The following is a 25,839-nucleotide window of genomic DNA, read 5'->3' on the forward strand; positions in this document are numbered from 1 at the left end:
CATGTTTGTGCGGTTATTTTACACCTTACGTAAATATGGTGTTCCAGTTACCACTCGTGAACTCATTGATCTAAACCGTGCGGTGAGTGAAGGTTTGGTTTTTGCCGACCAAGAAGAGTTCTATCAGCTTGCTAAAACTATTTTAGTTAAAGATGAGCGATTTTTTGATAAGTTTGATCGTGCCATGAAAGATTACTTTGATGGCATTGAAACTTTTGATATCGATGAGTTGCTTAAGCAAGTTCATAAATTACCAAAAGACTGGTTCGATTTAGAACTTCTCGAAAAGCATTTAACACCAGAGCAAAGAGCTGAACTTCAAAAAGCAGGTTCTTTAGAAGAACTAATGAAAATGCTAGAAGAGCGTTTACGCGAACAGCATAAGAAACACCAAGGTGGTAACCGTATGGTTGGCACAGGTGGAACTTCACCTTTTGGAGCTTTTGGTGACCATCCAGAAGGCGTCAGAATTGGTGGGCCGGGGCGTAAACGTTCGGCGGTTAAAGTCTGGGAACAGCGGAAATACCAAAATCTAGATGATGACCAAGTTCTTGGAACTCGTCAGATGCAAATTGCGTTACGACGTTTACGCAAATTTGCTCGCCAAGGCGCAGCTGAAGAGTTAGACGTTGATGGAACTATTCGAGAAACAGCCAAACAAGGTATCTTGGATGTTCAGATGGTGCCAGAGCGTCGCAATCGAATCAAAGTACTCATGTTGTTTGATGTGGGTGGTTCGATGGATGCACACATTGCCCAATGCGAAAAACTCTTTAGTGCTGCTAAAAGTGAGTTTAAGACACTCGAATACTTTTATTTCCATAACTGTCTTTATGACTATGTTTGGAAAGATAACTACCGAAGAACAGCAACCCGCATGAATACATGGGATCTGTTCCATACTTACGGACGCGACTATCGTGTAATTGTGGTGGGTGATGCCAGTATGGCACCGTATGAGCTGAAATCGGTAGGTGGCTCGGTTGAATATATGAATGATGAAACAGGTGAGGTTTGGTTACGTCGCCTACGTCAACATTTTGATAAAACAGCATGGTTAAACCCTGAAACTGAAGGGTATTGGCATTACACTCAAACCATTGGTTGGATTAAAGAGATTTTTGAAAACCATATGTATCCAATGACCTTAAAAGGCATTGAGGACTTAACACGCTACCTTTCTCGATAAACTTGATAACTTTAATAATTTAAAAAGAGGGATGATATGCAACATCAAATTAATGGTATTGCTTTGCCAAATGAACAGGGATTTTTTGGTGAATATGGAGGCCAATTTATTCCTCCGCATTTAAAAGAAGCAATGGATGAAATTAATGTTGCTTATGAGAAAATTCGCCATACACCGGAATTTCAAAATGAACTATCAGACCTCTTTACAAATTATGTAGGTCGTCCAAGTCCTTTATTTCACGCAAAACGTCTTTCTGAGCAGTTAGGCGGTGCACAAATTTATTTAAAACGTGAAGACTTAAATCACACGGGTGCCCATAAAATTAATCACTGTTTAGGTGAGGCTCTTCTTGCCAAATATATGGGCAAAAAGAAAGTCATTGCTGAGACTGGTGCAGGACAGCATGGCGTTGCTTTAGCAACGGCTTGTGCTTTAGTTGGTATTCCATGTGAAATTCATATGGGACAAGTCGATATTGAAAAAGAACACCCTAATGTGGTCAAAATGAAAATTTTGGGTGCTCATTTAGTTTCAGTAACACGTGGTACAGCAACTTTAAAAGATGCTGTAGATAGCGCGTTTGAAGAATATTTAAAAGACCCTAAAAACTTTATTTATGCAATTGGTTCTGTGGTTGGACCACATCCATTTCCAAAAATGGTTCGAGATTTTCAATCGATTATTGGTAATGAAATTAAAGAGCAGACGCATCATCGTTTTGGTAAAAACCCAGATTATGTTGTCGCATGTGTTGGTGGCGGTTCAAATGCAATCGGTGCCTTTACAGCATTTCTAAATGATTCGGATGTGAAATTGGTTGGGGTTGAACCAGCAGGACATGGTTTAGAAACTCACATGCATTCGGCAACTTTAACCTTAGGTAAACCAAGTCAAATTCATGGTATGGCGTGTTACGTGCTTGAAAATGAAGCTGGTGAACCGTTACCCGTGCATTCTATTGCTTCAGGATTGGACTATCCTGGTGTTGGGCCACAGCATAGTTTCTTAAAAGATTTAGGCCGTGTGGAATATAGCACTGCAACTGACCAAGAATGTTTGGATGCTTTTATGACCTTATCTCGTGTAGAAGGAATTGTTCCTGCGCTTGAAAGCTCACACGCTGTCGCATGGGCAATACGAGAAGCACCAAAGCTGTCGAAAGAAACCATGATTGTGGTTAATCTTTCTGGTCGTGGAGACAAAGATTCGGATTATGTGGCAGAAAAACTTAAGCTTTAAACCAACTAAACACAAAAAGCGGTCAATATTTAAAGACCGCTTTTTTATTTCATAGACGAAATCTATCCTTTGTTGAAAGTTCATTATTTTTTAATTAAAACAAAGTATTCTGATTTTAAGCTGTGATTGTTAGAGATAGGTGTGTAAAACACTGCTTCACAAGGCAAAGCGTTGCGTTGCTTTGTCTCACTCAGTAGAATAGTCACTTTGCAAAATTTGCCTTTGGAGACGCCTAAGTGGAGCGACCGACGATTAGCCCTGAACATTTACAGGAAGCTGCTGAAAATTTATCTACAATTCGAGATTTTATTCGCTTTGGGGTATCAGCATTACGTCAACATGATGCACATTTAGGACAAGGTACTGAAGATTATTTTGCAGAAAGTTCTGCATTAGTTTTACAAACCTTATCTCTTGAATGGTCAGCAGACTCAGAGATTTTAGATGCTAAGCTTTTGCCAAGTGAAAAAGCAGAATTCTTAAGTTTGTTAGAACGTCGTATTAATGACCGTATTCCGACTTCTTATTTATTAAATTTAGCTTACTTCTTTAATAAGCCATTTTATGTGGATGAGCGCGTACTTATTCCGCGTTCACCAATTGCTGAATTAATTGAACAGCGCTTTGCACCATATTGCTTAGATGAAAATGGTCAAATGCGTGAAGCACTTAACAACCTGCCAGAAAATGCAAAACCTAAAACTCCACAGCGTATTTTAGATATGTGTACAGGTTCTGGTTGTATTGCTGTTGCTTTGGCTTATGCATATCCAGATGCGGAAGTGGATGCAACGGACATCTCTAAAGAAGCCTTAGAAGTAGCATCGATTAATGTTGAACACCACAATAAGCAATATCAAGTTGCGTTACTTGAATCTGATTTATTTGCCAAGATTCCAGCTGAAAACCAGTACGATTTAATTGTAAGTAATCCTCCGTATGTTGATGCCGAAGATATGGCTGACTTACCGGAAGAGTTTTTACACGAACCTGAGCTTGCATTGGCAGCAGGCCAAGACGGTTTAGACCTCGTGCGTAAAATGCTTGCTCAAGCAGCAGATTATTTAACTGAAGATGGTTTAATTGTCATTGAAGTGGGTAACTCTGAATGGGCCATGCGTCAGAACTTCAATACGATTGATTTCAACTGGCTTACTTTCCAAAAAGGTGGTTCTGGCATTTTTGCTTTAACCGCAGAACAATGTCGTCGTTATAGAAAACTATTTGAACAGCAACAAGCATAAGGAGTTGTACATATGGCAGGGAACAGTATTGGACAACTCTTTCGTGTAACGACATGTGGTGAGTCTCATGGCGTTGGCTTAATGGCAATTGTTGATGGTGTGCCACCTGGTCTTGAGTTAACCGAAGAAGATCTACAAAAAGATCTGGACCGCCGTAAGCCGGGTACATCAAAATTTGCGACTCAGCGCAAAGAACCTGATCAGGTTGAAATTATTTCTGGTGTGTTTGAGGGCAAAACTACTGGTACGCCAATTGGTTTACTCATTCGTAATACTGACCAAAAATCGAAAGATTACGGCAATATTGCTCAGACTTTTAGACCGGGTCATGCGGACTACACCTATACACAAAAGTATGGTTTCCGTGATTATCGTGGTGGCGGTCGTTCGAGTGCACGTGAAACTGCTATGCGTGTTGCAGCAGGTGCTATTGCTAAAAAATATTTAGCAGAAAAATTTGGTGTATTGATTCGCGGTCACGTCACACAAATTGGTAATGAAGTTGCTGAAAAACTGGATTGGAATGAAGTTCCAAATAATCCATTTTTCTGTGGTGATGTAGATGCTGTTCCTCGTTTTGAAGCATTGGTTACGTCTTTACGTGAACAAGGCACAAGCTGCGGGGCTAAGCTAGAAATTTTAGCTGAAAAAGTTCCTGTAGGTTGGGGTGAACCTGTTTTTGACCGTCTAGATGCTGACATTGCTCATGCCATGATGAGCATTAATGCGGTTAAAGGTGTTGAAATCGGGGATGGTTTCGCAGTTGCTGGGCAGTTTGGTCATGAAACACGTGATGAGTTGACGAGTAATGGCTTCTTAGCGAACCATGCAGGTGGTATTTTAGGCGGTATTTCGAGTGGTCAGACGATTCGAGTTGCCATTGCATTAAAACCTACTGCAAGTATTACAACACCAGGTAAAACGATTAATTTAAGCCGTGAAGATACTGATGTGTTAACTAAAGGTCGTCATGACCCATGTGTAGGTGTACGAGCAACTCCAATTGCAGAAGCAATGTTGGCTATTGTCCTAATGGATCACTTCCTACGCCATCGTGCACAAAATGCAGATGTTGTTCCACCGTTTGCACCAATTGAACCATAGTCATAATTTTGACTATAGTAAATTAAGCCCCCATATTTAACTTAAACTTGGGGGCTTTAATTTTTTTATCATATTCGGCTCTATTAAATTTTAAATTATTTCCTTGTCTTATAATCTCTATATAAATATAATACCCGCGATTTATTTCTGAATATATTTATCTGCTTAAGTAAGAAATTAAAGTCTTATTAATTTTATACTTACTCAAGATATTTATATCTTAAAACTAATTTTATTCAAATTAGTTTTATATAAGTTTATTAAATATTTAAATTTTATTACTTTAAACAAATAATTTTCAAAGTCATCATTGAAATTGGGGAAATATCAATGAATCAATGTACATATAGAATTGGCTGTATGTCAAAGGATAAACTATTGCCTAAAAACTTAGAGGCAATGATAAAAGTTATTCATGACTTATCTTTATCCTCTCAGCTATCTGAAAACTGGATATATAGTGATGATAATCCAGATATATATATTATTGATTTAGACAGTGGCTATACAAATATTCTTATTCCTAAAAAAATTAAAATTGTATTAAGTAATAACCCTGAGCTTTTAAAAGGTTATCAATATGGATTAAAGAGGCCCTTAAGGTATCAGGAGCTTTTAAAAATTTTATTAGAAATTGAAAATAATGAATATTTTAAAAAATCTTATCGAGAACGAATAGAAAATATAACTGCTACAGATCCGTTTGAGACAAAAATTCTATACAAACTTGTTTGTTATCCAAACTTTAAAAATATTCATGCAGAGCAGATTGTTAATGTCACTAGAGTTTGTGCTTTATTATCTATTGAATCAAAGACAGTCCAAGAAATTAAAAAATTCTTGAACTTATCTGTAGATGAAATACAAAAAATTATAGAGATTATTAAAAAAGAGGCTTATCCGAACTATGAAACGATACATGAGAATATTGTCTCGATATTGCCGTTTTCAAATGAAGTTGTTCAGACAACACCTCCAAGGATGGAGCAAAACTTATTGCTCTATTTTATAAATAAACTTTGGAAGAAGTTAAAAGGAGAATTCTGATGAACTGGAATTTTTTAGCTTAGAGTAGGTATGTTTTAATCTTAACTAAACCATTCTTAATTTAATATTAAGAACTAAACAACAATATCTAGTACATATTAAATCTAGATTACATTTTAGCTTTACCACGGATGGAAAAGCTAAATAGAGAATTCTTTCATTATTTTAATTCAAAAGATTAATATCAAAAGCAAATAATGTAATCACTAGCCAAAAGTTATCCTCAATAGTTATTTTCCATTTTAAGTCAAATCTACAATTTGTTCTTCATTTACAGCAATCTTATATTGATTACGTCCATTGGTTTTTGCTTTATATAATGCATGATCAGCTCGTGCCACAAAAGCAGAAATAGAATCGTTTAGACGTGGAATTGTGGTTGCGACTCCTACACTAATAGTGACATGTGGTGAAACATCACTACATGGGTGTTTAATCGCAATTTTATTAATCGCATTCATTAAACGTTCTACTTGTATCAAAGCTTGCTGAGAATTTGTCATTGGAAATAGTAGTAAAAACTCTTCACCACCATAACGAGCAACTAAATCTCCACTACGAGCAGCAATAGAAGAAATAGCAATAGCGATTTCCTTTAAACATTCATCACCTTTGAGATGTCCTAGCGTATCATTGTAGGCTTTAAAATAATCGATGTCGACCATCATAATAGTGAGTGGGGTTTCGTGTCGTAATGCACGGCGCCACTCATTATCCAAGGTTTCATCTAGATAACGTCGATTGGCTAAACCAGTAAGTGCATCTTGCTGCGAAAGTAAGGATAACTGCTGCGCTTGTTGCATGAGCTCAATGCGGTTCAGCTCAATCATACAGTTCTGTAAATAGTTTTCTCGATGTTGACGGTCCGTTGCATAGGCGAGGGTCATTCCCAAAAAACTACTAAAAGTGTAAGTTCGGTTTAAGAACGTCCAGTCGATCACACCATTTAAGTAGTTACTTACTAAAATTCCAACTAGTCCTCCCATCCATCCAGCAAATATGGCGGTATAAAAGCGCATACCAACAGCACCATAAATAATAACGATTGCATACATCATGGCAGCATGAAAAAGAACATTATCTTGTCCATTCTCAATAACGTTAATTAAAATAAAAGTAATTGCTACCGCTAAAGCCGAGCCAACTCCTACATAATAATCAAAATATTGATTTAATTTTTTAATAAATGATAAAATCCAAGCGATAAGAACAATTACACCAACCCAAGAATAATAGCTAAACCAGGATAAAACTTGTTCACTTGGTAAAACTTGATATATACCAAAGCTTAAAAATATATATAATATTAAAATAATAGGCGCTCTATAGCGGAACTCATAGGCAGCACCGTTTTGGTATTGAAAACGGTAAATCGTTTCAAGCTGCTTTGGAAACCATACAAAGTTTAATCCTCGTGTGGTTAATAAATCTATTTGTTCCTGTCCCAATATATTGGAACCCTGCAACTTCATAATTAATGCTCTCTATATTGGAAGTTGTCATAAAATGAGACTTATTTTAAGTAAAGTTCCATCTAAAAATATTGATTATATAATGTGTGGTTTATTCAAAATAATAATACAGATTTTTTAAAAAAGTAATGATTTTTATCTATGTTAAATGTGATAAAAATCACGACATTTCAATGATTAGCCTAATAATTATCTAAAGTTCCCCAATCCATCGAAAAAAGTTACAAATGGTCGATTAACGATTGTATCTTTATCATTTTCGGATAGACTTATAGCGTGAAATACAGATGATTGCTGTCATATAAATAGGAAAATTAGCAATGACTGCTCTAAATCAATATGGAATGAATTTAGAAATTACGCCGCATAATGGATGGTCACAACGGTTCTGGGACGACCTGTTACCAGCTAAAGAACGGGTGAGTAAACATCCGTTTTTTACGGAAATGGCCAATGGGGGATTGAGCCTAGATAGTTTCCGTTATGCTCTACTTAATTTCTATCCATTAGTCGCCCATTTCCCGTCATATATGGCTGGAGCATTGGGGAAAGCGACTGGATTTTCTGAACCGGGAGTTACTGAAGCGCGAGATTGGTTAATTCAAAATATTAAGGTAGAAGAGCGACACTTAAAATGGTATCGCGATTGGGCTGGAGGTTTTGGCTTAACAGTTGAAGAACTTGATTGCGTACGACCACCCGCTGCTATGAATGCTGTAAACCATTTTCTATGGAATATGAGTCATCGAGGCAATTTGGCAGAATGTCTGGCTGCAACAAATTTGGCGATTGAATGGGCAACTGGAGATTGGTCTATTCAGGTGTATAAAGGGATTCATACTTATACTAATCATCCTGAAGTCACGATTGATAAACGTTCTTTAGCTTGGTTACGCGCGCATGCACATTATGATGATCTTCATCCTTATGAAGCTATGGAGCTGATTAAGCGCTTATGTAATGACCGTCCTGACTGGCAGCAAAAAGCATTTCATGCTGCTGAAGAAGGGCTGCGATATTATGAATTAGCTTTGGACGACTGTTATAGGGTACAGCTTCAAGTCTCTGCTTGATCTAGCCTTAAAAAGGGAGAATATTGTATGGATATTCTCCCTTTTATTTTATTCGAGCAACTTTAAGAGTTTAGTTCGATAAGGTGTTTCTTCGGGTAATAATTCAAGTAAACGTTCAACAGCATCTACACGGTCTGGTACACGACTGACTACTCGCAATAATTGATCAATATCTTCAATTTGATAAATCACATGACTCAAACGAGCATCAAAACAATCTCTCCATGCGCATAAAAAAGGACTTTCTGATTTAGCTAAGAAACTCCCTCTATAGAGTGTAAGCGTAGTTGATGTAAAACCAAGGTTTAAGGCTTGTTCGGCCATTAAAAAATCACATTGAATTTCGCAGTTAAGTCTATATGGTCGCGACTCGATAACGTCAGGTATTAAGTTTCTGAGTTGAGAAAGTTCTGCTTTTAAAGTGGTAGTACTTACAGGCCGATCACCATATAAAGCATAGTGAAGTTCTTCAAGATTAATCCCTTCGGGACAAAGAGTTAAAATACACAGAATCTCAATTTGACGTTGAGTCAATGTAAGGCTGTGTTGGTTATATTGAACTTTAGGAGTGCCGAAAGCTTTAATATATAAGATATTTTTCTGATGAAGTTGAATTGCTTGTTTAACAATGTCAGCACAACGCTCTACTGCTAAAACTCCAAGTGAATTATGTTTTTGATATTTGGTCGATAAATTCATAATTCCATAAAACTGACCTGTATTTGTATCTGTAATCGGTGCTGCATAACAGACCCAGTCTCTGACACTATTCATCTGGTTTTCGTGTGAGTAAACACAGCTTGCAGAATGTGTATTTAATGCTAGACCAATCGCATTTTGACCTACAGCCTGAGTAGACCATTGTCCACCTTCAACAAAGTGTACTTGCTCAGCCGATGAGCGCATAGGGTGACTACTCCATGTCCAAAGTAGAGTACCATGAGAATCAGTCACACCAATGGCCATATCGGCATCTTCGGCAATATGCATTAAGTTGCGATGGCACTCGTGAATCGAACGACCAAATAATGAGTGTTCCCATTCCTCACCCAGATCAAACAAAGGTGCTGCTTCAAGGTCAAGTGATGGTTTTTTTCCTAATTGTTTAGAATGAGATGAGGATTCCGACCGAAATAAGGACGGACTAGTGTCTATTAAAGGCGATGATAATTGTTCTGACATATCCATATCGAAATTCCTTTATCATTGAAATGGCGTATCCGTAGCCGCTCAACAGTTATAACTTTCTTATTGTGACTATTTCCTAGTTATCTCCTTACCTTAAATAATTTTATAAGTCTTGACCATTATCCTATTGGATAAGTTTTGTTAATTGCCTAATCATTAAGATAAGACATCTTGTCGGCTGAAAGTCTTTGGCACTTCTTCTCCGAAATATTGTCGATCAGCAAAATAGCTAGAACGAACCATAGGTGCACTCCAAATATTTTTAAAACCTAATCGCTTACCGTGTCGGGTATATCGTTCAAATTCTTGTAAATTTACAAACCGATGAATAGGCGCATGTGATTTTGAAGGTTGAAGATATTGACCAATCGTGACAAGATCGACTTGATAGTCTTTTAAATCGTTGAGTAGGGCAAGCACTTCAGCCTCTATTTCTCCTAATCCAACCATCAGGCCAGACTTGGTTTTGATATCGGGACAATATGCTTTAAAGCGTTTAAGTAACTCAAGCGAATGTTGATAATCTGAACCGGGGCGCATCGCTTTATATAAACGAGGAACCGTCTCAATATTATGATTAAACACATCTGGAGGAGATAAGCTCAAAGTTGAAAGCGCTGTCTCTAAACGACCGCGAAAATCTGGTACTAAAATCTCAATCAATGTTTCTGGACAACGTTTTCTAATTTCTTCAATACACTTTACAAAATGTGCAGCACCGCCATCATGTAGATCGTCGCGGTCTACAGAGGTAATCACGACATACTTTAAGTTTAGATTTGCGACTGTTTCTGCCAAATGCTTAGGTTCATCTTCATCTAGCGGTTTTGGACGACCATGAGCGACATCACAAAATGGGCAGCGACGAGTGCAGATATCACCCATAATCATAAATGTTGCCGTACCTCCACCAAAACATTCCGGTAAATTGGGACACGCCGCTTCTTCGCAAACACTGTGTAACTTCTGTTGGCGCAGTAAATTTTTTATGCGTTTAATTTCTTCAAAATCGGTTATTTTGGCTCTAATCCAATCCGGTTTAGTGGGTAACTCTTCTGTAGGTAAAATTTTAATCGGAATGCGAGCAACTTTATCCGCTCCTCTTAATTTAATACCAGTTTCTATTTGCCTTTTTAAGTCCATATATAAAATTCCATTTTATATTAAATAATTTTCAACTAGACTCTATATAATAAAAATCCTTATAATTTAAATAAAGAATATGGAGTTTATTAATGAGCGTAGTACACAGCTAATATTATAAATTAATAAAGGTTGGCTAAAGGTTTGTTTTACAAGCCAATGAAATGTATTAAAATTTTTTAATTTTATTTTTGTTGTGCAAGTTTTTGAAAAATAAAAAATAATAACCATAAAAGCCATTTAAAACTTTTTAGTCTAATAGCATATTAAATTAAATTGAGCTTTATTATTTATAGCGAAATATATAACTCTCGCTGAAACTTGGTTGATTTTTAATAATCAAGATAATAAAGGAAAAGGATATGCAATTAACGGAAGAGCAATTACTCGCAGCATATAAACGCATGCGTGATATTCGTGAATTTGAGGATCGACTTCACGAAGAAAATACCAATGGTGATATTCCTGGCTTTATTCACTTATACAGTGGTGAAGAAGCTGTAGCAGTCGGGATTTGCGAAAATTTAACCGACAAAGACTATATCACTTCAACACACCGTGGACATGGACACTGTATTGCAAAAGGCTGTGACATTCACGCCATGATGCTGGAAATTTTCGGTAAAGATGACGGGCTATGCCGTGGAAAAGGCGGTTCTATGCATATTGCCGATTTAGACAAAGGTATGCTCGGTGCCAACGGGATTGTGGGTGGTGGACCTCCTTTGGCCATTGGTGCGGCGTTGACAGCGAAAACCTTAAAGACTGGTGGTGTCGGACTGTCTTTTACAGGTGACGGTGGCTCAAACCAAGGCCTTACTTTTGAAGCGATGAATATGGCTGTTGTGCTTAAACTTCCAGTAATTTTCGTTTTCGAAAATAACGGTTTTGGTGAAGGTACTGGTCATGATTACGCTGTAGGAAGTAAGGACATTGCTGGTCGTGCAGCAGGTTTTGGTTTACCTGCAGTTAAAGTTGATGGTACAGACTTCTTTGCCGTCTATGAAGCCGCTCAAACTGCCATTGAACGCGCACGTCGTGGTGAAGGTCCAAGTGTGATTGAAACCATTACAAACCGTTTTTATGGCCACTTCGAAGGTGACCCTGGCTTGATTCGTTCTAAAGAAGAAGTCGAGTTCATCAAAGAAAATAAAGATCCTTTGAAAATTTTCCGCGAAAAAGTTAAAGGCAAAATTGATGAAGCCAAACTAGACGAGATTGATGCAGCTTCAAAGGCAAATGTTGATGACGCCGTTGCTAAAGCTCGTGCTGCGGCATACCCAAAACCAGAACAACTCCTTACTGACGTCTATGTCTCTTACTAAAGGAATAGTAAAGATGCCAAATAAAAGTTTTCGTAATGCAATTAAAGAAGCCATTGAATCAGAAATGCGCCGTGATCCAACCGTATTTGTTGTTGGTGAAGATGTTCGTGGTGGGCACGGCGGTAAAAACACTGAAGAAAACCAGTTAGAAGGTTTCGGTGGTGTATTGGGCGTAACCAAAGGTTTATGGACAGAGTTTGGTTCGGAACGTGTTATTGATACCCCAATTACTGAGTCTGCAATTATCGGTATGGCCGCTGGTGCTGCTGCAACAGGTTTACGTCCTGTTGCTGATTTAATGTTTATGGATTTCTATGGCGTGTGTCATGACATGCTCTATAACCAAGCCGCTAAATTCCGTTATATGTTTGGCGGAAAAGCAAAAGCGCCAATGGTTGTACGTGGCATGATTGGCGCAGGTTTTTCTGCGGCAGCCCAGCATTCTCAGTCACCATATAACGTATTTGCCGCGGTTCCGGGCTTAAAAGTTGTGGTTCCATCTAGCCCATATGATGTGAAAGGGCTATTAATTCAGGCCATTCGTGATGACGACCCTGTGGTGTTCTGTGAGCATAAAATGCTTTATGACATTAAAGGTGAAGTTCCAGATGATGCCTATACTATTCCTTTTGGTGTAGCAAATTACACCCGTGAAGGGACAGACGTGACCATTATTGCTTTAGGCCTGATGGTACACCGTGCCAATGAAGTAGCAGACAAACTAGCAAAAGATGGCATTTCGGTTGAAGTGGTCGACCCTCGCACAATTTCACCTCTGGATGAAGAAGGAATTTTAGAGTCTGTTGCGTCGACTGGACGTGTGGTTATTGTCGATGAATCAGCTGCACGTTGTGGCTTTGGTCATGATGTGGCTGCACTGATCGCGCAAAAAGGTTTCCACTATTTAAAAGCACCTGTTGAACTCGTAACGCCACCACATACGCCTGTTCCATTCTCTCCGGTTTTAGAAAAAGAATGGATTCCAAGTGTAGAGCGTATTGAGCAAGCTGTGCGAAAAACATTGGAGGCTTAGGATGAGCGAAATTAAAACGCTGGAGATCCCGAAATGGGGATTATCCATGGAAGAAGGCACGATCGCCCAATGGTTGATTAAAGAGGGTGATAGCTTTAATAAGGGCGATGAAATTTGTGAAATTGAAACCACAAAAATCGTCAATGTATTAGAAGCGCCTTTTGCTGGAACGCTCCGTAAAATTTTAGCGAAAGATGGTGATACTTTACCCGTCGGTGGTCTTATTGCCGTATGTGCTGATAGTGAAGTTTCTAATGCAGAAATTGAGCAGTTTATTGCCTCACTAGGTGGTTCAGCAGCTAAAGCCTCGGAAGCATCTTCGGAGCAAAGTAAGGCGGAAACATCTGCACCTGTTGCTGAAAAAGCAGAACAGCCACAGACTTCAACAGCTAGCGCTCCAGTTCCTGTAAAGGTAGCTAAAGGTGATTACGCTGTACCAGAGTCATTACAAGGCTATCAAACATCTGATGATTTTTTTGCAACACCACATGCGTTAAAGCTTGCAGAAAAGCACAATGTAAACTTGGCAAAAATCACGGGTTCTGGTCGTGAAGGACGTATTAGTGTTCAAGACATCCAGAAAGCTGTACAGGCTGCTGGTGGTCAATGGCCTGATATTAAACAGCAAACTCAAGCTAAAGTGTTTAAATCTACAGCCGATGATAGCCAAGTTTTAGCGACACCTGTAGCACGTCGTTTAGCAAAGCAGTGGGACATTAACCTAAATGACTGCCGTGTTTCAGGTACTCGTGGCCGTGTTTGTAAAGAAGATGTTGAAGCAGTTTACTATCGTAATAACCCAACGTTGGTAAATGAACAATCGACTCAATGTACTGTTGCTCAACCACAATCGACAATTACGACTGTGGCGATGAGTGGGATGCGTAAAGCGATTGCTTCACGCTTACAAGCTGCAAAACGTAATGCACCGCATTTCCGCTTAGTGGTCGATCTCAACGTAGAGGCTTTGCAAAAATTACGTAAGCAGATTAATGAAACGGTTCCACAAGTGAAACTTTCAATTAATGACATGCTAATTAAAGCTGCTGCTGCGGCACTAATTAAAGTACCTGAGGTGAATGTTCAATTTGATGAAGCGACTCAATCAATTTTACAGTTCTCTCAAGCGGATATTTCGGTGGCCGTAGCGATTCCAAACGGTTTAATTACACCCATTGTGAAAGCTGCAAATCAGAAGTCTTTAGCACAAATTTCTGATGACATGCGTGATTTGGCAACCCGTGCTAAGACTGGCAAGTTACAACCTGAAGAGTTTCAGGGCGGCAGCTTTAGCATTTCAAATTTAGGAATGTTAGGCATTAAGCAGTTCGACGCCATTATTAATCCACCGCAAGGTGCAATTATGGCATTAGGTGCTTCTGAATCACGTGCTGTTGTTGAAAATGGCAATGTAGTGGTTCGTGAGATTGTCACAGCGACGTTGTCATGTGATCACCGTGTCATTGATGGCGCAGTTGGGGCGAAATTCTTGGCCAGCTTTAAGCAGTTTGTTGAAAACCCTGCTTTAATTTTGGTGTAGGAGAACCCGCATGTCAGAAGCTCAATTTGATTTAATTGTGATTGGCGCGGGACCGGGTGGGTATGTGGCTGCAATTCGTGCAGCCCAGCTCGGGTTAAAAACCGCAATTGTAGAAGAGCAACATTTAGGTGGAATTTGTCTAAATTGGGGCTGTATTCCAACTAAAGCTTTGCTTGCAGGTGCAGAGCTCGCAACCCAGTTTAAACATGCAGGACAGTTTGGTTTTCAGGTATCGCAACTCGATTTTGATATTCAAAAGCTTGTGCAACATAGCCGCCAAGTGTCAGCTCAGTTAGTACAAGGCATCGATTATTTACTTAAAAAGAATCAGGTGACGGTTTTTAATGGTCGTGCTCAGCTTACCGCGAAAGAAAAAATTGAAGTGACAGATGCTCAAGGTAACAGTCAGGCTTTGAGCGCACCCCATATTATTTTGGCAACTGGAGCTAAAGCTCGACATGTTCCTCAGCTTCCTGTCGATGGAATATATGTCTGGAGCTATAAAGAAGCACTGGTTCCCGAGCAGTTACCAAAAAGCTTATTGGTTGTAGGCTCGGGAGCGATTGGCAGTGAGTTTGCTAGTCTTTATCAAGACTTGGGTTGTCAGGTGACATTAATTGATTTAGCCAAGCAGATTTTACCTACTGAAGATGCAGAGGTTGCCCAATTTGTCAGAAAACAATTTGAACAAAAAGGTATGAAAGTCTTAACCGATGCTGTCGTTCAAAGTATTCAGATTGAAAATGAGCAAGTCCACTGTGTGGTTGAAACGGCAAATGATATTCAAATGCTTGTTTTTGATCGCGTGCTTTCGGCAATTGGTGTACAGCCTAATACCACGGGGCTAGGACTAGAACGTTTAGGTGTAGAACTCAACCCACAAGGTTTTGTGGCAATTGATGACTATTGTAAAACCAATGTAGCAGGGCTTTATGCCATCGGTGATGTGGCTGGTGCACCGTGTCTTGCCCATAAAGCAAGCCATGAAGCCATGATATGTGTCGAGAAAATCGCTGGTGTAGCAAACGTCCATTCACTCGACCGTAGCCAGATACCTGGTTGTATTTTTACGCATCCACAAGTGGCGAGTATTGGTTTAACGGAAAATGCAGCAAAAGCTAAGAATCTACCTATACGAATCGGCAAGTTTTCTTTAACTGCAAATGGTAAAGCTTTAGCAATTGGAGATGCGTCAGGTTTTGTGAAAACTATTATTCATGCAGAAACGGGTGAATTACTTGGTGCACATATGGTAGGCCATGAAGTGACTGAACATATCCAAGGCTTTGCGATTGCCAAATATCTAGAAGCAACTGATGAAAGTTTAGCTCAAGTGATTTTCCCACATCCAACCTTATCAGAAGCCATGCATGAGTCCATTTTGGCCTCAATGCAACGAGCGATTCATATGTAGAAATTCTACATTTACAGGAGTTGAACATGGTTAAGGGATTAAAAAATAAAGTCGTTTTAGTGACTGGGGCAGCTCAAGGCATTGGCCGTGGGATTGCCCTGCGCTTGGCGCAAGAAGGGGCACATATTGCATTAGTTGATATGAAACAAGATCGACTGAATGATGTGCAGCAGGAAATTAAGGCTTTAGGTGTAAATGCGAGCACATTTATTGCTGATGTAAGTGACCGCGAGCAAGTGTATGCTGCTATAAATCATGCTGAGCAGACACTTGGTGGGTTTGATGTCATGATTAATAACGCTGGAATTGCACAAGTTCAAGCGATTGCGGATATCACACCTGATGAATTCCAAAAAATTGTTGATATTAATATTGGTGGCGTGCTGTGGGGAATACAGGCTGCTGCTGCAAAATTTAAGCAACGTCAACATAAAGGAAAAATCATTAATGCTTGCTCAATTGCAGGCCACGATGGGTTTGCTTTACTCGGTATTTACTCGGCAACCAAATTTGCGGTACGAGCACTTACCCAAGCTGCGGCAAAAGAATATGCTAGTCACGGTATTACAGTAAATGGATATTGCCCCGGAATTGTCGGAACTGATATGTGGGTGGAAATAGATAAACGTTTTGCTGAAATTACCGGTGCCGCAATTGGTGAAACTTATAAAAAGTATGTGGAAGGTATTGCTTTAGGTAGAGCCCAAACACCAGACGATGTAGCCGCATTAGTTGCTTTTCTGGCAAGTGAAGATTCGGACTATATTACGGGTCAATCTATTTTAACAGACGGCGGAATCGTCTATCGCTAAAACAACATCCTGATTTGAGGGAGATAATAATGAAAGCAGCACGTTTTTATGACAGAGGCGATATTCGTATTGAAGATATCCCTGAACCAGAAGTCACTCCCGGCACTGTAGGTATCAAGGTGGCTTGGTGTGGAATCTGTGGTACAGATTTACACGAGTTTATGGAAGGGCCAATTTTTATTCCACCGTGTTGGCATCCGCATCCTATTTCAGGTGAATCTGCACCGATTACCATGGGACATGAGTTTTCAGGTGTTGTCTATGCAGTTGGTGAAGGGGTTGATGATATTGAAATTGGTCAACATGTCGTCGTAGAGCCTTATATTGTGGCCGATGATGTGCCGACTGGACCGGGCTATAATTATCATCTTTCCAAAAATATGAACTTTATTGGTTTAGGCGGTCGTGGCGGTGGCTTATCGGAGAAAATTGCGGTTAAACGCCGTTGGGTGCATCCAATTTCCAATAAAATTCCACTGGATCAGGCGGCCTTAATTGAACCGTTATCGGTAGGTCATCATGCCTATGTGCGCAGTGGTGCAAAGGCTGGTGACATTGCACTGGTTGGTGGTGCAGGTCCAATTGGTTTGTTGCTTTCGGCAATTTTAAAAGCGAAAGGGCTTAAGGTCATCATTACTGAGCTAAGTGCAAAACGTAAAGAAAAAGCCAAAGAGTCGGGAGTTGCAGATTATATTTTAGACCCGTCAGAAGTTGATGTTGTTTCTGAGGTTATGAAAATTACTAATGGCGATGGTGTTGATGTTGCGTTTGAATGTAGTAGCGTTAACAAGGTGTTAGATACTTTGGTCGCGGCAGTCAAACCAACAGGTGTGATTGTTATAGTTTCGATTTGGAGCCATCCAGCATCAATTAATGTGCATAGTGTAGTGATGAAAGAGCTTGATGTACGAGGCACAATTGCCTATGTAAATGACCATCAAGAAACCATTAAACTGGTCGAAGAAGGTAAAATAAATCTTGAACCTTTTATTACGCAGCGCATTCAACTTGATGATTTGATTTCACAAGGTTTTGAAACCTTAATTCATAACAATGAGTCAGCCGTTAAGATTATCGTACATCCATAAATAGATACTTAATCCTATAAAAAAGAGCGATGATTCGCTCTTTTTTATTAAAGTAAGTTGTTGTTTTGAGCTTCAATAATAGGCGGCAATGGCTGTCCTAAAGAGCTTAGAGACTCACGTTCAATCAAACGTACAATTGAATCGAGCGGTAAATCATTTTCTTGCAAACCAAAAGGTTCTTCAATTTGAGCACTTAGGGCATCTAAACCTAAAAACATATAAGCAATTAAGCCGACAATAAGCGGTGTCCAAATACCTAGAGCTGCTTCAAGGCTAAACGGTAATATGAAACAGAAACAATAAACGGCACGGTGTAAAAGTACTGAATATGAGTAGGGTAAAGGTGTCCCAGCAATACGGTCACAACCTGCTTGAATATTGCCTAGCTCAACAATATGTCGATTTAAGGTGCTATAGATAATGTCACTAATTTCGCCGTCTTTTAGTATTTTAACTAAATCTTTTTGAATATTTTCGAGTACAAACTGAGGGGCATTAATATGCTCATTTAAATAATTAAGTGAAGAATTATTTAAATAGGCATGTTCAAGAAATTTTGTGGGTTCGACTGTTTGTTGACGTAAACGATCACGCAGTAAATTACTAAAAATTAAGACCTGATGAATTAAATGTTCACGTTGTTCATTGGTTAGAACATGGCTATCTCTAACAATATGTCTAGCATTGGCAATTAGTGCACCCCAAAGTTTGCGACCTTCCCACCATCGGTCATAACACGCATTATTTCGAAAACCCGTACAAATCGAAAGAATCACACCAAATATTGTAAATCCAATCGCAGGTACGGTAGGGATTTGAATCCAATGATAATAAGAGAGCCAGACTACACATGCTGAAATAAGTACAACAAAACTCAGTGCAGGTAAAACCTTCGGCAAAATTGTTCCTTTCCAAGCAAATAATAATTTAAATACATTGCTTTTATCGCGGACAATCATATAAAGCCTTTGAACTAACGAACCTAACCTAGTGCAATATGATACGCCTTAGACGAGCCAAATACCTAGCTAAAGCTTATGCTTTTGTCTGTATCGCCAAAGAGTAGTGCGGCTAATTCCAAAAATATTCGCGACCATATTCAGGTTATGGTTATATTTTTCTAAAGCTGCTTGTACATTTTCAGGACTAAGCTCTGTATTTGTCTCGGGTAATTTAACGTAATCTTCAGCATTTAAGAGTTCATTTGGTAAGTCTTCGACCTCAATTTCATCTTTACCATTTGCCATGGTTAACGCATAAAGGAGGGTGTTTTTTAACTCACGAACATTTCCTGGCCAGTCATAGTTTAATAAAATTTGCATGGCTTTTTGATTAACATGGCGAGGCATTGTGTCGAGTTGAGTGGAGCTTTCTTTTAAAATCTGATCGACAATGAGAGGAATATCGACTTTACGCTCTCTGAGTGGTGGTATAAAAATTGGAATCACACGCAAACGGTAGAGTAAATCATGGCGGAAACGCCCAGCCTTAGCCTCTTCGCGTAAAGCTTTATGTGTTGCGGTAATAATTCGGACATTGGCTTGAATCGGTTTTTCACCACCTACAGGAGTAAATTCACTTGTTTCTAACACCCGTAATAATTTAGCTTGAAGCTCTAAAGGAATCTCGGCAATTTCATCCAGAAACAGTGTTCCGCCTGCGGCACGTTCAAAAACGCCTTTATGGTCACGAATTGCTCCCGTAAAAGCACCTTTCACATGTCCAAAAAGTTCACTCTCTAGAATATTGGCATTAAGAGCTGCACAGTTAATCGCTACAAAAATCTTATTTTTACGTTGGCTATAATCATGAATTGCTTTTGCCACAAGTTCTTTACCGCTACCAGATTCACCGCGTACGAGCACTGGAAACTCAGTAATTGCCACTCTTTGAATAATTGAAAACATACGAGCCATTTCTGGTGAGCAACTATTAAAAACTTTGGCTAAGTCTTGTAAGTGTTCTGTTAGCTCTACTTGATCAACAATATAATTCTCTATGCCAACAGGCTGTAGAATATGCAATTTCCCGATAATGCGATTCTCTGCGATGTAAATATCATTTTCCTGATAGATAAATCGCTTTCTCATTTTAGGAGTATTAACTTCGAGATACTGATTATGATGATCTTGAGTAAGCGCTGCCATGCTCTCAACAGAAATGTCATCTGTATTAAATTTATAGTGAATTGCTTGAGTAGATGTATCTGCTAAAAATAGACTCGCATTTGGGAATAAAGCTTTTAATTGCTCAAATAAAGTAAAAAAATCTTGTTCTGACTGAAAATTTAACTTTGCCATTTCATGTGTTTCACAATCGTTTCATTGAAACATACTTGAGTTTCAAAGGAACATCAAGTTGAGTTTGTTTTCTAAATTTAATTCAAATTATTGTTTTAAATATTTGATTTTTATATTTATTATTTATTTTTAAATAATTGGCATCTTATTTGCAAAATATAGGAAAGAAATAAATTATTGGGGTATAAATCATGTTCTTTAAGCAGTTTTTTGAAAAAGAAAGTTCGACTTATACATATATGCTTGGGTGTGAACAAACACGAGAGGCTGTTTTAATTGACCCAGTCGCATCAGATATAGAGATTTATACAAAAGAATTAGAGCAGCATCAATTTACGCTCATCTATACCTTAGATACCCATGTTCATGCAGACCATATTACCGCTGCGAATTTGCTTCGGGAACGTCTCGATTGCAAATCGGTTTTACACCGTAATTCAGATGTAAGTTGCGGAGATATTTTAATTACAGATGGTTGCATGCTTAAAGTTGGCAACCTCAGTATTGAAGCGCGCTATACACCAGGTCATACCAATGCTTGTACGAGTTACTTGGTTGAAAACATGGTTTTCACTGGTGATGCATTATTAATTGACGGCTGCGGTCGAACCGATTTCCAGCAAGGTAGTGCGGGCACACTTTATGACAGTATTCATAAACAACTTTTTAGCCTACCTGACGACACTATTGTGTATCCGGGACACGATTACAAAGGTCGCCTGTCTTCAACAATTGGTAATGAACGTTTAAATAACTCACGTTTAGGTCAGAATCGTTCGCGTGAAGATTTTATTGAATTAATGAATAACTTAAATCTGCCATATCCAAAACAAATCGATAAAGCACTTCCTGCCAATCAGGCTTGCGGCTCAATTTCACAATTATAAGGTGGCAATATGGAACTTAAACGAGTTAATCAAGATTTTTATGTTGCTGGCCAGATTACTGCCAACGATATTGCAAAAATTGCAGACCAAGGAATAAAAACTCTGATATGTAACCGACCAGATGGAGAAGGTGCAGATCAACCCAATGTGATTGAAATTGAAGAAGCAGCTCAGCGACATAGCCTAAACGTAATTTATCAGCCTGTTACCAGTGGCAAAATTACCGACCAACAAGTTGTCGAGTTTAAGCAGCTTTATCAGAATGCTCAGAAGCCCGTTTTAGCGTATTGCCGTTCTGGTATGCGTGCAGTCAGTTTATGGGCTTTGGCTGAAGTTGCTCCACAAGATACAGCACTGTTAGTAGAAGCAGGTAACAAACTTGGTTTTAACTTAAAAGGCTTAGTGCCACGTATTTTAAAACGTGATCATGAACCAGTCACAATTCCTTGTTATAGCGTTGTTATTGTTGGCGCTGGGGCAGCAGGAATTTCTGTAGCGTCTAGTCTTTTATGTCGTGAACCTCATTTAGATATTGTCATTATTGATCCGGCAGACACTCATTATTATCAACCAGGTTGGACCATGGTTGGGGGCGGCATTTTTAAACCGCAAGTTACTGCACGCTCCATGGCAAGTGTGATTCCTGCAAAAGTGAAATGGATGAAAGCAGCGGTTGCTGGATTTGACCCTGAGCATAATCAGGTTATTTTGGAAGGATGCCAACCCATTCAATATAAAGCCTTAGTCGTCTGTCCTGGTTTAAAACTGAATTGGCATGGCATTGAAGGTTTAGTTGAAACCTTAGGTAAAAATGGGGTGACGTCTAACTATCGTTATGATTTAGCGCCGTATACATGGGAACTGGTGCAACAATTAAACGGTGGAAAGGCAATCTTTACCCAACCGCCTATGCCGATTAAATGTGCAGGTGCTCCTCAAAAAGCTATGTACCTTTCAGCCGATTACTGGTTAAAGCAAGGCAAACTTAAAGATATCTCTATCCATTTTTATAACACTGGCGCTGTTTTATTTGGTGTGAAGGAATATGTACCTGCACTAATGCAATATGTCGAAAAATATGGCTCTGAACTGCACTTTAACCATCAACTTGTCAAAGTAGATGGTCCTGCAAAAAAAGCATGGTTCAAAGTGGTGAACGATGAAAATGCAGCATTGATCGAAACTAATTTCGATATGTTGCATGTTGTTCCTCCGCAACAAGCCCCAGACTTTATTCGTGCCAGTACGCTCACTGATGAAGCAGGCTGGGTGAGTGTTAACCCTCAAACCTTACAACATACACAACATGCCAATATTTTTGCTTTAGGCGATGTGATGAATGCACCTAATGCCAAAACGGCTGCTGCTGCACGCGCACAAGCTCCGATCGTTGCTGTAAATGTGATAGTACAACTGAACGGTGAACAGAACTTCTGTGAATACAATGGCTATGGCTCATGTCCACTCACCGTAGAGCGTGGAAAAATCGTTCTGGCTGAGTTCGGTTACGGCGGCAAATTACTCCCAAGCTTTCCGAAATGGATGATTGATGGGCAAAAGCCATCTCGTTTGGCATGGTTACTTAAAGAGCAGATTTTACCACCGATTTATTGGCAAGGCATGCTTAAAGGCCGCGAGTGGATGGTCAAACCTGAGCGAGGATAAGTAAAGCTTAATAAGTTTTACCCGAGCGCAAGACGAGAACTATGTTCGAGTTAAGAGGATAAACAAAGCAACGCTTTATCCTGAGAAGCGGTTAAAGCTTCGCAAGAAGACGAGATCTACTCACTCATTAACCAGCAGTCTACTGCAAATAATGTATATGCAATTTTAGGCTTTTGATATGTTATTACTTGTCGTTGAAGGCATCGTGATTGGCTTTTTACTTGGTCTTACTGGTGCTGGTGGGGGTATTCTTGCTGTACCCGCGCTCATGACCAGTCAAGGCTGGAGTGTGGTGCAAGCTGCACCGATTGGGTTGTTGGCGGTTGCGCTATCTACACTCATTGGAACCATTGAAGGCTTATTTAAAAAGATAGTTCGTTATCGTGCTGCTATTTGGATTGCCTTAATTGGTGCCCCTATGGCACACATCGGCATTTTAATAGCCAACGCGATTTCACCTGTTTGGCTCATGTTAATGTTCAGCTTAGTCATGTTTACAGTAGGTTATCGACTTATTAGTAACCGAGTATCAGACTTTCATAACCCGCCGTGCCAGGTCAACCCAAGTACGGGACGCTTTATCTGGAATTTTAAAACGGGAAGCGTTCTTGCCAGCATCGGGATTATTGCGGGGCTTTTAACTGGCATGTTAGGGGTTGGTGGCGGCTTTGTAATTGTGCCAGCGCTTAGAAAAGTCACAAATTTGGATATGCATAGCATTGTTGCAACGTCACTTATGATTATTTTTCTCATCAGTGGAATGAGTATTGTGATGCATATTGCAGAGGGTTTTCACTATCCAGTAGGCATTACTAGTGCGTTTGCGCTCGCATGTGCAGTTGGTATGTTATTAGGGCGCAGAGCTATTCGTTTTATTCCCTCTGCAATTGTGCAAAAAGTCTTTGCTTTAATGGTTTTTGCTGTCGCAATTTATATGGTCATTAAGATAGTTAATCTAACAAATATCTAAGTAATATAGTATTTTAACTATCTCTGTAGTTAGCAATTTTCCAAAGACGAGATGTTAAAATTCTCTTGGGAAATTTGATTTAAACGATATAAATTTTTGAGAAAGCGATATGAAGCGAGTTAACGTAGCAATTTGCGGTTTTGGACGGATTGGACAACAAATTGCAGAGCTCCTTTTAAATCGAACGACCTACTATAAACAAAAATATCAAATTGATGCCCGTTTAGTGGGTGTCTGTAACTCATCGTCAGGCTTAATTGATCAAGAAGGTTTACAAGCTTCAAAGTGGCTAGATAAAACACAATATCAAGCAGGCCTAACTGAGCAAAAGTTTTTAGAACAGGTTCAAGCAGATGTCATTATTGAGACAGGGCCAAGTGACTATGTAACAGGTGGAAAAGGCCTATTTTATTTAGATTATGCTTTAACACATAGCATGAATGCGATTGCGGTATCTAAAGGTGCTTTAGTCGTAGATGGTAAAAAATTAGTTAACTTGGCACCTCAGCACAATAAAAAACTATTTTTTAGCGGTGCAACAGCTGCTGCCTTACCAACTGTTGATTTGTTTGAATATAACTTAGCTGGCTGCCAAATTTTAGAAATAGAAGGTGTGTTTACAGGCACCACGAATTTTATTTTGAATGATATGTTGCAACATGAATGTGCGTTTGCAGAATCTCTTGAAAAAGCTCAAGCAAAAGGTATTGCAGAACCTGACAGCTCTTTCGATGTAGATGGATGGGATACTGCTGCCAAAATTACGATACTAGCCAATACTGTTTTGGGGGCTGATGTAAAAATTCAAGATATTCCAAGACAAGGAATTAGTCATGTGACTGCCGATCATATTCGTGATTGGAAAAAAGAAAATGTAATTCCTCGTCTGGTCGGTTTTATTCATATTAAGAATCAGCAAATTCAAACCGGTGTTGAATTAAGATTAGTTCCAGCAAATCATCCTTTTGCTCATCTGCAAGGTTCCAATAAATGCATTCGGGCGTTAACGCAAGAAATGGGGGAATTTGTTGTCAGTGGAGGGGCATCTGCGCCTTTAGCCACAGCAGCCGCGGCTTTAAAAGATTTTGAGTTGATGCTTAAAACGGGCTGCTAGAGATGAATTATTACTTATAAAAAAGCAGGCTTTTAGGCCTGCTTCTCACAATTTTTTTGACTATTAAATAACTTTTTTCCAATTTCTAACTTACTAAACATTAAGTAGTTACCAAGTAAGATTAATAAAATTCCAAATACCGCATTTAAAGTCCATACATATCCTTCAAAGAAAGTAGAAACTGTTAGAGCAACTAAAGGAAAGAGCAACGTGCTATAGGCTGCTTTGGCTGCGCCAATTCGTCCAACAAGAGAAAAGTAAGCAGAGAACCCAATAACCGTACCAAATACTGCTAGGTAAAGTACCGAGCTTAAAAATGGGAAATTCATTGGAGGCATTAAATCTTGGCCAGTAAATAAAGCTAGACTTAACATCACCAATGCGCCATAAGTCATTGCATAACAGTTGGTTGAAAAGATATTTAGACCACGTTTTTGGTGTCTAACACTAATCATGTTCCCTAAAGAAAAACCGTAAGTGCCTACTGCACACAGACCGATACCCATTAATAATTGTGCATTAAACTGACTATTAACAAGGTCATGCCAAAACAGTAAAACAATACCTATGAGTCCTAGAATTGCAGCTGGGGCAAAATTTGGTGATGGTTTTTGCTTAAAAAAGATTAGCGCATTAATAGCATTAAAGAAAACGGCCATCGAAAAAATAACGGACTCTAAACCGCTGTTTACATATTTAACTGCGGTATAAAAACAAATAAAGTTTAGGCCGAAAACACAAAGGCCTTGCAGCATACAGAACAAATGATCTTTTAAAGCAATTCGCTGTAATTTTCCTGAAAATAGTAAAACAACCCACAGTAATAAGGCTGAAATGGCAAAACGCCATAAAATTGCGACAACTGGTGTTGCATAATGGCTTTGAACGGCAATTCCAATCCATGTTGTTCCCCAAATCAACACCACCGCAACATAGAGTAAAATATTCATAACTTCATCCTCGATTACCAAACTTAAGTATCTAGGATT

22 protein-coding genes are annotated in these 25,839 nt (G+C 39.1%); 16 read left to right on the forward strand and 6 right to left on the reverse strand.

The window, feature by feature from the left end; translation table 11 throughout:
• The first annotated feature begins 1 nt into the window (after position 1).
• From B806_RS0115495 to B806_RS0115515, 5 genes are all read left to right on the forward strand, one after another.
• The gene (locus B806_RS0115495) at positions 2-1,189 is read left to right on the forward strand and encodes a VWA domain-containing protein (protein WP_002113937.1); all 1,188 of its coding nucleotides are present in this window, start codon (positions 2-4) and stop codon (positions 1,187-1,189) included.
• A gap of 36 nt (positions 1,190-1,225) precedes the next feature.
• Complete coding sequence (trpB, locus tag B806_RS0115500; protein WP_017386896.1) at positions 1,226-2,431, forward strand: tryptophan synthase subunit beta; 1,206 nt, start codon at positions 1,226-1,228, stop codon at positions 2,429-2,431.
• 236 nt (positions 2,432-2,667) lie between these two features.
• Complete coding sequence (prmB, locus tag B806_RS0115505; protein ID WP_002113580.1) at positions 2,668-3,675, forward strand: 50S ribosomal protein L3 N(5)-glutamine methyltransferase; 1,008 nt, start codon at positions 2,668-2,670, stop codon at positions 3,673-3,675.
• Positions 3,676-3,687: 12 nt separating this feature from the next.
• Positions 3,688-4,779 carry a chorismate synthase gene (gene aroC, locus B806_RS0115510; RefSeq protein WP_002113712.1) on the forward strand — a complete coding sequence of 364 codons (1,092 nt, stop codon included), beginning with the start codon at positions 3,688-3,690 and terminating at the stop codon, positions 4,777-4,779.
• 330 nt (positions 4,780-5,109) lie between these two features.
• Complete coding sequence (locus B806_RS0115515; RefSeq protein ID WP_017401713.1) at positions 5,110-5,826, forward strand: hypothetical protein; 717 nt, start codon at positions 5,110-5,112, stop codon at positions 5,824-5,826.
• A 242-nt stretch (positions 5,827-6,068) separates the two neighbouring features.
• Here the strand turns inward: B806_RS0115515 and B806_RS0115520 are convergent, their stop codons facing one another.
• Positions 6,069-7,298, reverse strand: a complete 1,230-nt coding sequence (locus B806_RS0115520) for a GGDEF domain-containing protein (protein WP_017386898.1) — start codon at positions 7,296-7,298, stop codon at positions 6,069-6,071.
• A 320-nt stretch (positions 7,299-7,618) separates the two neighbouring features.
• Between B806_RS0115520 and B806_RS0115525 the strand changes: the two genes are divergently transcribed.
• Positions 7,619-8,371, forward strand: a complete 753-nt coding sequence (locus tag B806_RS0115525; protein ID WP_017403208.1) for an iron-containing redox enzyme family protein — start codon at positions 7,619-7,621, stop codon at positions 8,369-8,371.
• 48 nt (positions 8,372-8,419) lie between these two features.
• Here B806_RS0115525 and B806_RS0115530 read toward each other — a convergent pair whose 3' ends face one another.
• On the reverse strand, positions 8,420-9,559 hold the full coding sequence (locus B806_RS0115530; protein WP_017386900.1) for a hypothetical protein: 1,140 nt from the start codon (positions 9,557-9,559) through the stop codon (positions 8,420-8,422).
• A 156-nt stretch (positions 9,560-9,715) separates the two neighbouring features.
• A complete protein-coding gene (lipA, locus tag B806_RS0115535; RefSeq protein ID WP_017386901.1) occupies positions 9,716-10,702 on the reverse strand; it encodes a lipoyl synthase in 987 nt (328 codons plus the stop codon).
• Between the two features lie 362 nt (positions 10,703-11,064).
• Here lipA and B806_RS0115540 point away from each other — a divergent pair, with 362 nt between their 5' ends.
• From B806_RS0115540 to B806_RS0115565, 6 genes are read left to right on the forward strand one after another with little or no spacing between them, the layout of a single operon-like run.
• Entirely contained in the window at positions 11,065-12,027 is a 963-nt protein-coding gene (locus tag B806_RS0115540) for a thiamine pyrophosphate-dependent dehydrogenase E1 component subunit alpha (protein WP_001177517.1), read from the forward strand.
• Positions 12,028-12,040: 13 nt separating this feature from the next.
• Complete coding sequence (locus B806_RS0115545; protein ID WP_001133053.1) at positions 12,041-13,060, forward strand: alpha-ketoacid dehydrogenase subunit beta; 1,020 nt, start codon at positions 12,041-12,043, stop codon at positions 13,058-13,060.
• 1 nt (position 13,061) lies between these two features.
• Entirely contained in the window at positions 13,062-14,600 is a 1,539-nt protein-coding gene (locus B806_RS0115550; RefSeq protein ID WP_025466032.1) for a 2-oxo acid dehydrogenase subunit E2, read from the forward strand.
• A gap of 10 nt (positions 14,601-14,610) precedes the next feature.
• Positions 14,611-16,014 (forward strand): dihydrolipoyl dehydrogenase, encoded by a 1,404-nt coding sequence (lpdA, locus tag B806_RS0115555; protein WP_017386903.1) that lies wholly within the window; start codon positions 14,611-14,613, stop codon positions 16,012-16,014.
• Positions 16,015-16,040: 26 nt separating this feature from the next.
• The gene (locus B806_RS0115560; RefSeq protein ID WP_017386904.1) at positions 16,041-16,826 is read left to right on the forward strand and encodes an acetoin reductase; all 786 of its coding nucleotides are present in this window, start codon (positions 16,041-16,043) and stop codon (positions 16,824-16,826) included.
• A gap of 29 nt (positions 16,827-16,855) precedes the next feature.
• The gene (locus B806_RS0115565) at positions 16,856-17,914 is read left to right on the forward strand and encodes a 2,3-butanediol dehydrogenase (RefSeq protein ID WP_017403209.1); all 1,059 of its coding nucleotides are present in this window, start codon (positions 16,856-16,858) and stop codon (positions 17,912-17,914) included.
• A gap of 47 nt (positions 17,915-17,961) precedes the next feature.
• On the opposite strand, the gene B806_RS0115570 is transcribed toward B806_RS0115565, so the two are convergent.
• Together B806_RS0115570 and B806_RS0115575 are read right to left on the reverse strand one after the other, a co-directional pair.
• A complete protein-coding gene (locus B806_RS0115570; protein WP_017386906.1) occupies positions 17,962-18,873 on the reverse strand; it encodes a bestrophin family protein in 912 nt (303 codons plus the stop codon).
• Positions 18,874-18,942: 69 nt separating this feature from the next.
• Complete coding sequence (locus B806_RS0115575; protein WP_017386907.1) at positions 18,943-20,214, reverse strand: sigma-54 dependent transcriptional regulator; 1,272 nt, start codon at positions 20,212-20,214, stop codon at positions 18,943-18,945.
• 191 nt (positions 20,215-20,405) lie between these two features.
• Here B806_RS0115575 and B806_RS0115580 point away from each other — a divergent pair, with 191 nt between their 5' ends.
• From B806_RS0115580 to B806_RS0115595, 4 genes are all read left to right on the forward strand, one after another.
• A complete protein-coding gene (locus B806_RS0115580; protein WP_017386908.1) occupies positions 20,406-21,101 on the forward strand; it encodes an MBL fold metallo-hydrolase in 696 nt (231 codons plus the stop codon).
• 9 nt (positions 21,102-21,110) lie between these two features.
• On the forward strand, positions 21,111-22,766 hold the full coding sequence (locus tag B806_RS0115585; protein ID WP_017403210.1) for a bifunctional protein tyrosine phosphatase family protein/NAD(P)/FAD-dependent oxidoreductase: 1,656 nt from the start codon (positions 21,111-21,113) through the stop codon (positions 22,764-22,766).
• 178 nt (positions 22,767-22,944) lie between these two features.
• Positions 22,945-23,736 carry a sulfite exporter TauE/SafE family protein gene (locus tag B806_RS0115590; RefSeq protein ID WP_017386910.1) on the forward strand — a complete coding sequence of 264 codons (792 nt, stop codon included), beginning with the start codon at positions 22,945-22,947 and terminating at the stop codon, positions 23,734-23,736.
• Positions 23,737-23,845: 109 nt separating this feature from the next.
• On the forward strand, positions 23,846-24,850 hold the full coding sequence (locus B806_RS0115595) for a homoserine dehydrogenase (RefSeq protein WP_017386911.1): 1,005 nt from the start codon (positions 23,846-23,848) through the stop codon (positions 24,848-24,850).
• 32 nt (positions 24,851-24,882) lie between these two features.
• Here the strand turns inward: B806_RS0115595 and B806_RS0115600 are convergent, their stop codons facing one another.
• Positions 24,883-25,800, reverse strand: a complete 918-nt coding sequence (locus B806_RS0115600) for an EamA family transporter (protein WP_017386912.1) — start codon at positions 25,798-25,800, stop codon at positions 24,883-24,885.
• Between the last annotated feature and the right edge of the window lie 39 nt (positions 25,801-25,839).

The sequence above is a fragment of the Acinetobacter sp. TG2027 genome (assembly GCF_000302435.1).
GTDB lineage: Bacteria > Pseudomonadota > Gammaproteobacteria > Pseudomonadales > Moraxellaceae > Acinetobacter > Acinetobacter pittii.

Coding starts and splice junctions, on each gene's coding strand:
- B806_RS0115495 (WP_002113937.1), top strand. CDS start 2: ATGTTTGTGCGGTTATTTTACACCTTACGTAAATATGGTGTTCCAGTT.
- trpB (WP_017386896.1), top strand. CDS start 1,226: ATGCAACATCAAATTAATGGTATTGCTTTGCCAAATGAACAGGGATTT.
- aroC (WP_002113712.1), top strand. CDS start 3,688: ATGGCAGGGAACAGTATTGGACAACTCTTTCGTGTAACGACATGTGGT.
- B806_RS0115515 (WP_017401713.1), top strand. CDS start 5,110: ATGAATCAATGTACATATAGAATTGGCTGTATGTCAAAGGATAAACTA.
- B806_RS0115520 (WP_017386898.1), bottom strand. CDS start 7,298: ATGAAGTTGCAGGGTTCCAATATATTGGGACAGGAACAAATAGATTTA.
- B806_RS0115525 (WP_017403208.1), top strand. CDS start 7,619: ATGACTGCTCTAAATCAATATGGAATGAATTTAGAAATTACGCCGCAT.
- B806_RS0115530 (WP_017386900.1), bottom strand. CDS start 9,559: ATGGATATGTCAGAACAATTATCATCGCCTTTAATAGACACTAGTCCG.
- lipA (WP_017386901.1), bottom strand. CDS start 10,702: ATGGACTTAAAAAGGCAAATAGAAACTGGTATTAAATTAAGAGGAGCG.
- B806_RS0115540 (WP_001177517.1), top strand. CDS start 11,065: ATGCAATTAACGGAAGAGCAATTACTCGCAGCATATAAACGCATGCGT.
- B806_RS0115545 (WP_001133053.1), top strand. CDS start 12,041: ATGCCAAATAAAAGTTTTCGTAATGCAATTAAAGAAGCCATTGAATCA.
- B806_RS0115550 (WP_025466032.1), top strand. CDS start 13,062: ATGAGCGAAATTAAAACGCTGGAGATCCCGAAATGGGGATTATCCATG.
- lpdA (WP_017386903.1), top strand. CDS start 14,611: ATGTCAGAAGCTCAATTTGATTTAATTGTGATTGGCGCGGGACCGGGT.
- B806_RS0115560 (WP_017386904.1), top strand. CDS start 16,041: ATGGTTAAGGGATTAAAAAATAAAGTCGTTTTAGTGACTGGGGCAGCT.
- B806_RS0115565 (WP_017403209.1), top strand. CDS start 16,856: ATGAAAGCAGCACGTTTTTATGACAGAGGCGATATTCGTATTGAAGAT.
- B806_RS0115570 (WP_017386906.1), bottom strand. CDS start 18,873: ATGATTGTCCGCGATAAAAGCAATGTATTTAAATTATTATTTGCTTGG.
- B806_RS0115575 (WP_017386907.1), bottom strand. CDS start 20,214: ATGGCAAAGTTAAATTTTCAGTCAGAACAAGATTTTTTTACTTTATTT.
- B806_RS0115580 (WP_017386908.1), top strand. CDS start 20,406: ATGTTCTTTAAGCAGTTTTTTGAAAAAGAAAGTTCGACTTATACATAT.
- B806_RS0115585 (WP_017403210.1), top strand. CDS start 21,111: ATGGAACTTAAACGAGTTAATCAAGATTTTTATGTTGCTGGCCAGATT.
- B806_RS0115590 (WP_017386910.1), top strand. CDS start 22,945: ATGTTATTACTTGTCGTTGAAGGCATCGTGATTGGCTTTTTACTTGGT.
- B806_RS0115595 (WP_017386911.1), top strand. CDS start 23,846: ATGAAGCGAGTTAACGTAGCAATTTGCGGTTTTGGACGGATTGGACAA.
- B806_RS0115600 (WP_017386912.1), bottom strand. CDS start 25,800: ATGAATATTTTACTCTATGTTGCGGTGGTGTTGATTTGGGGAACAACA.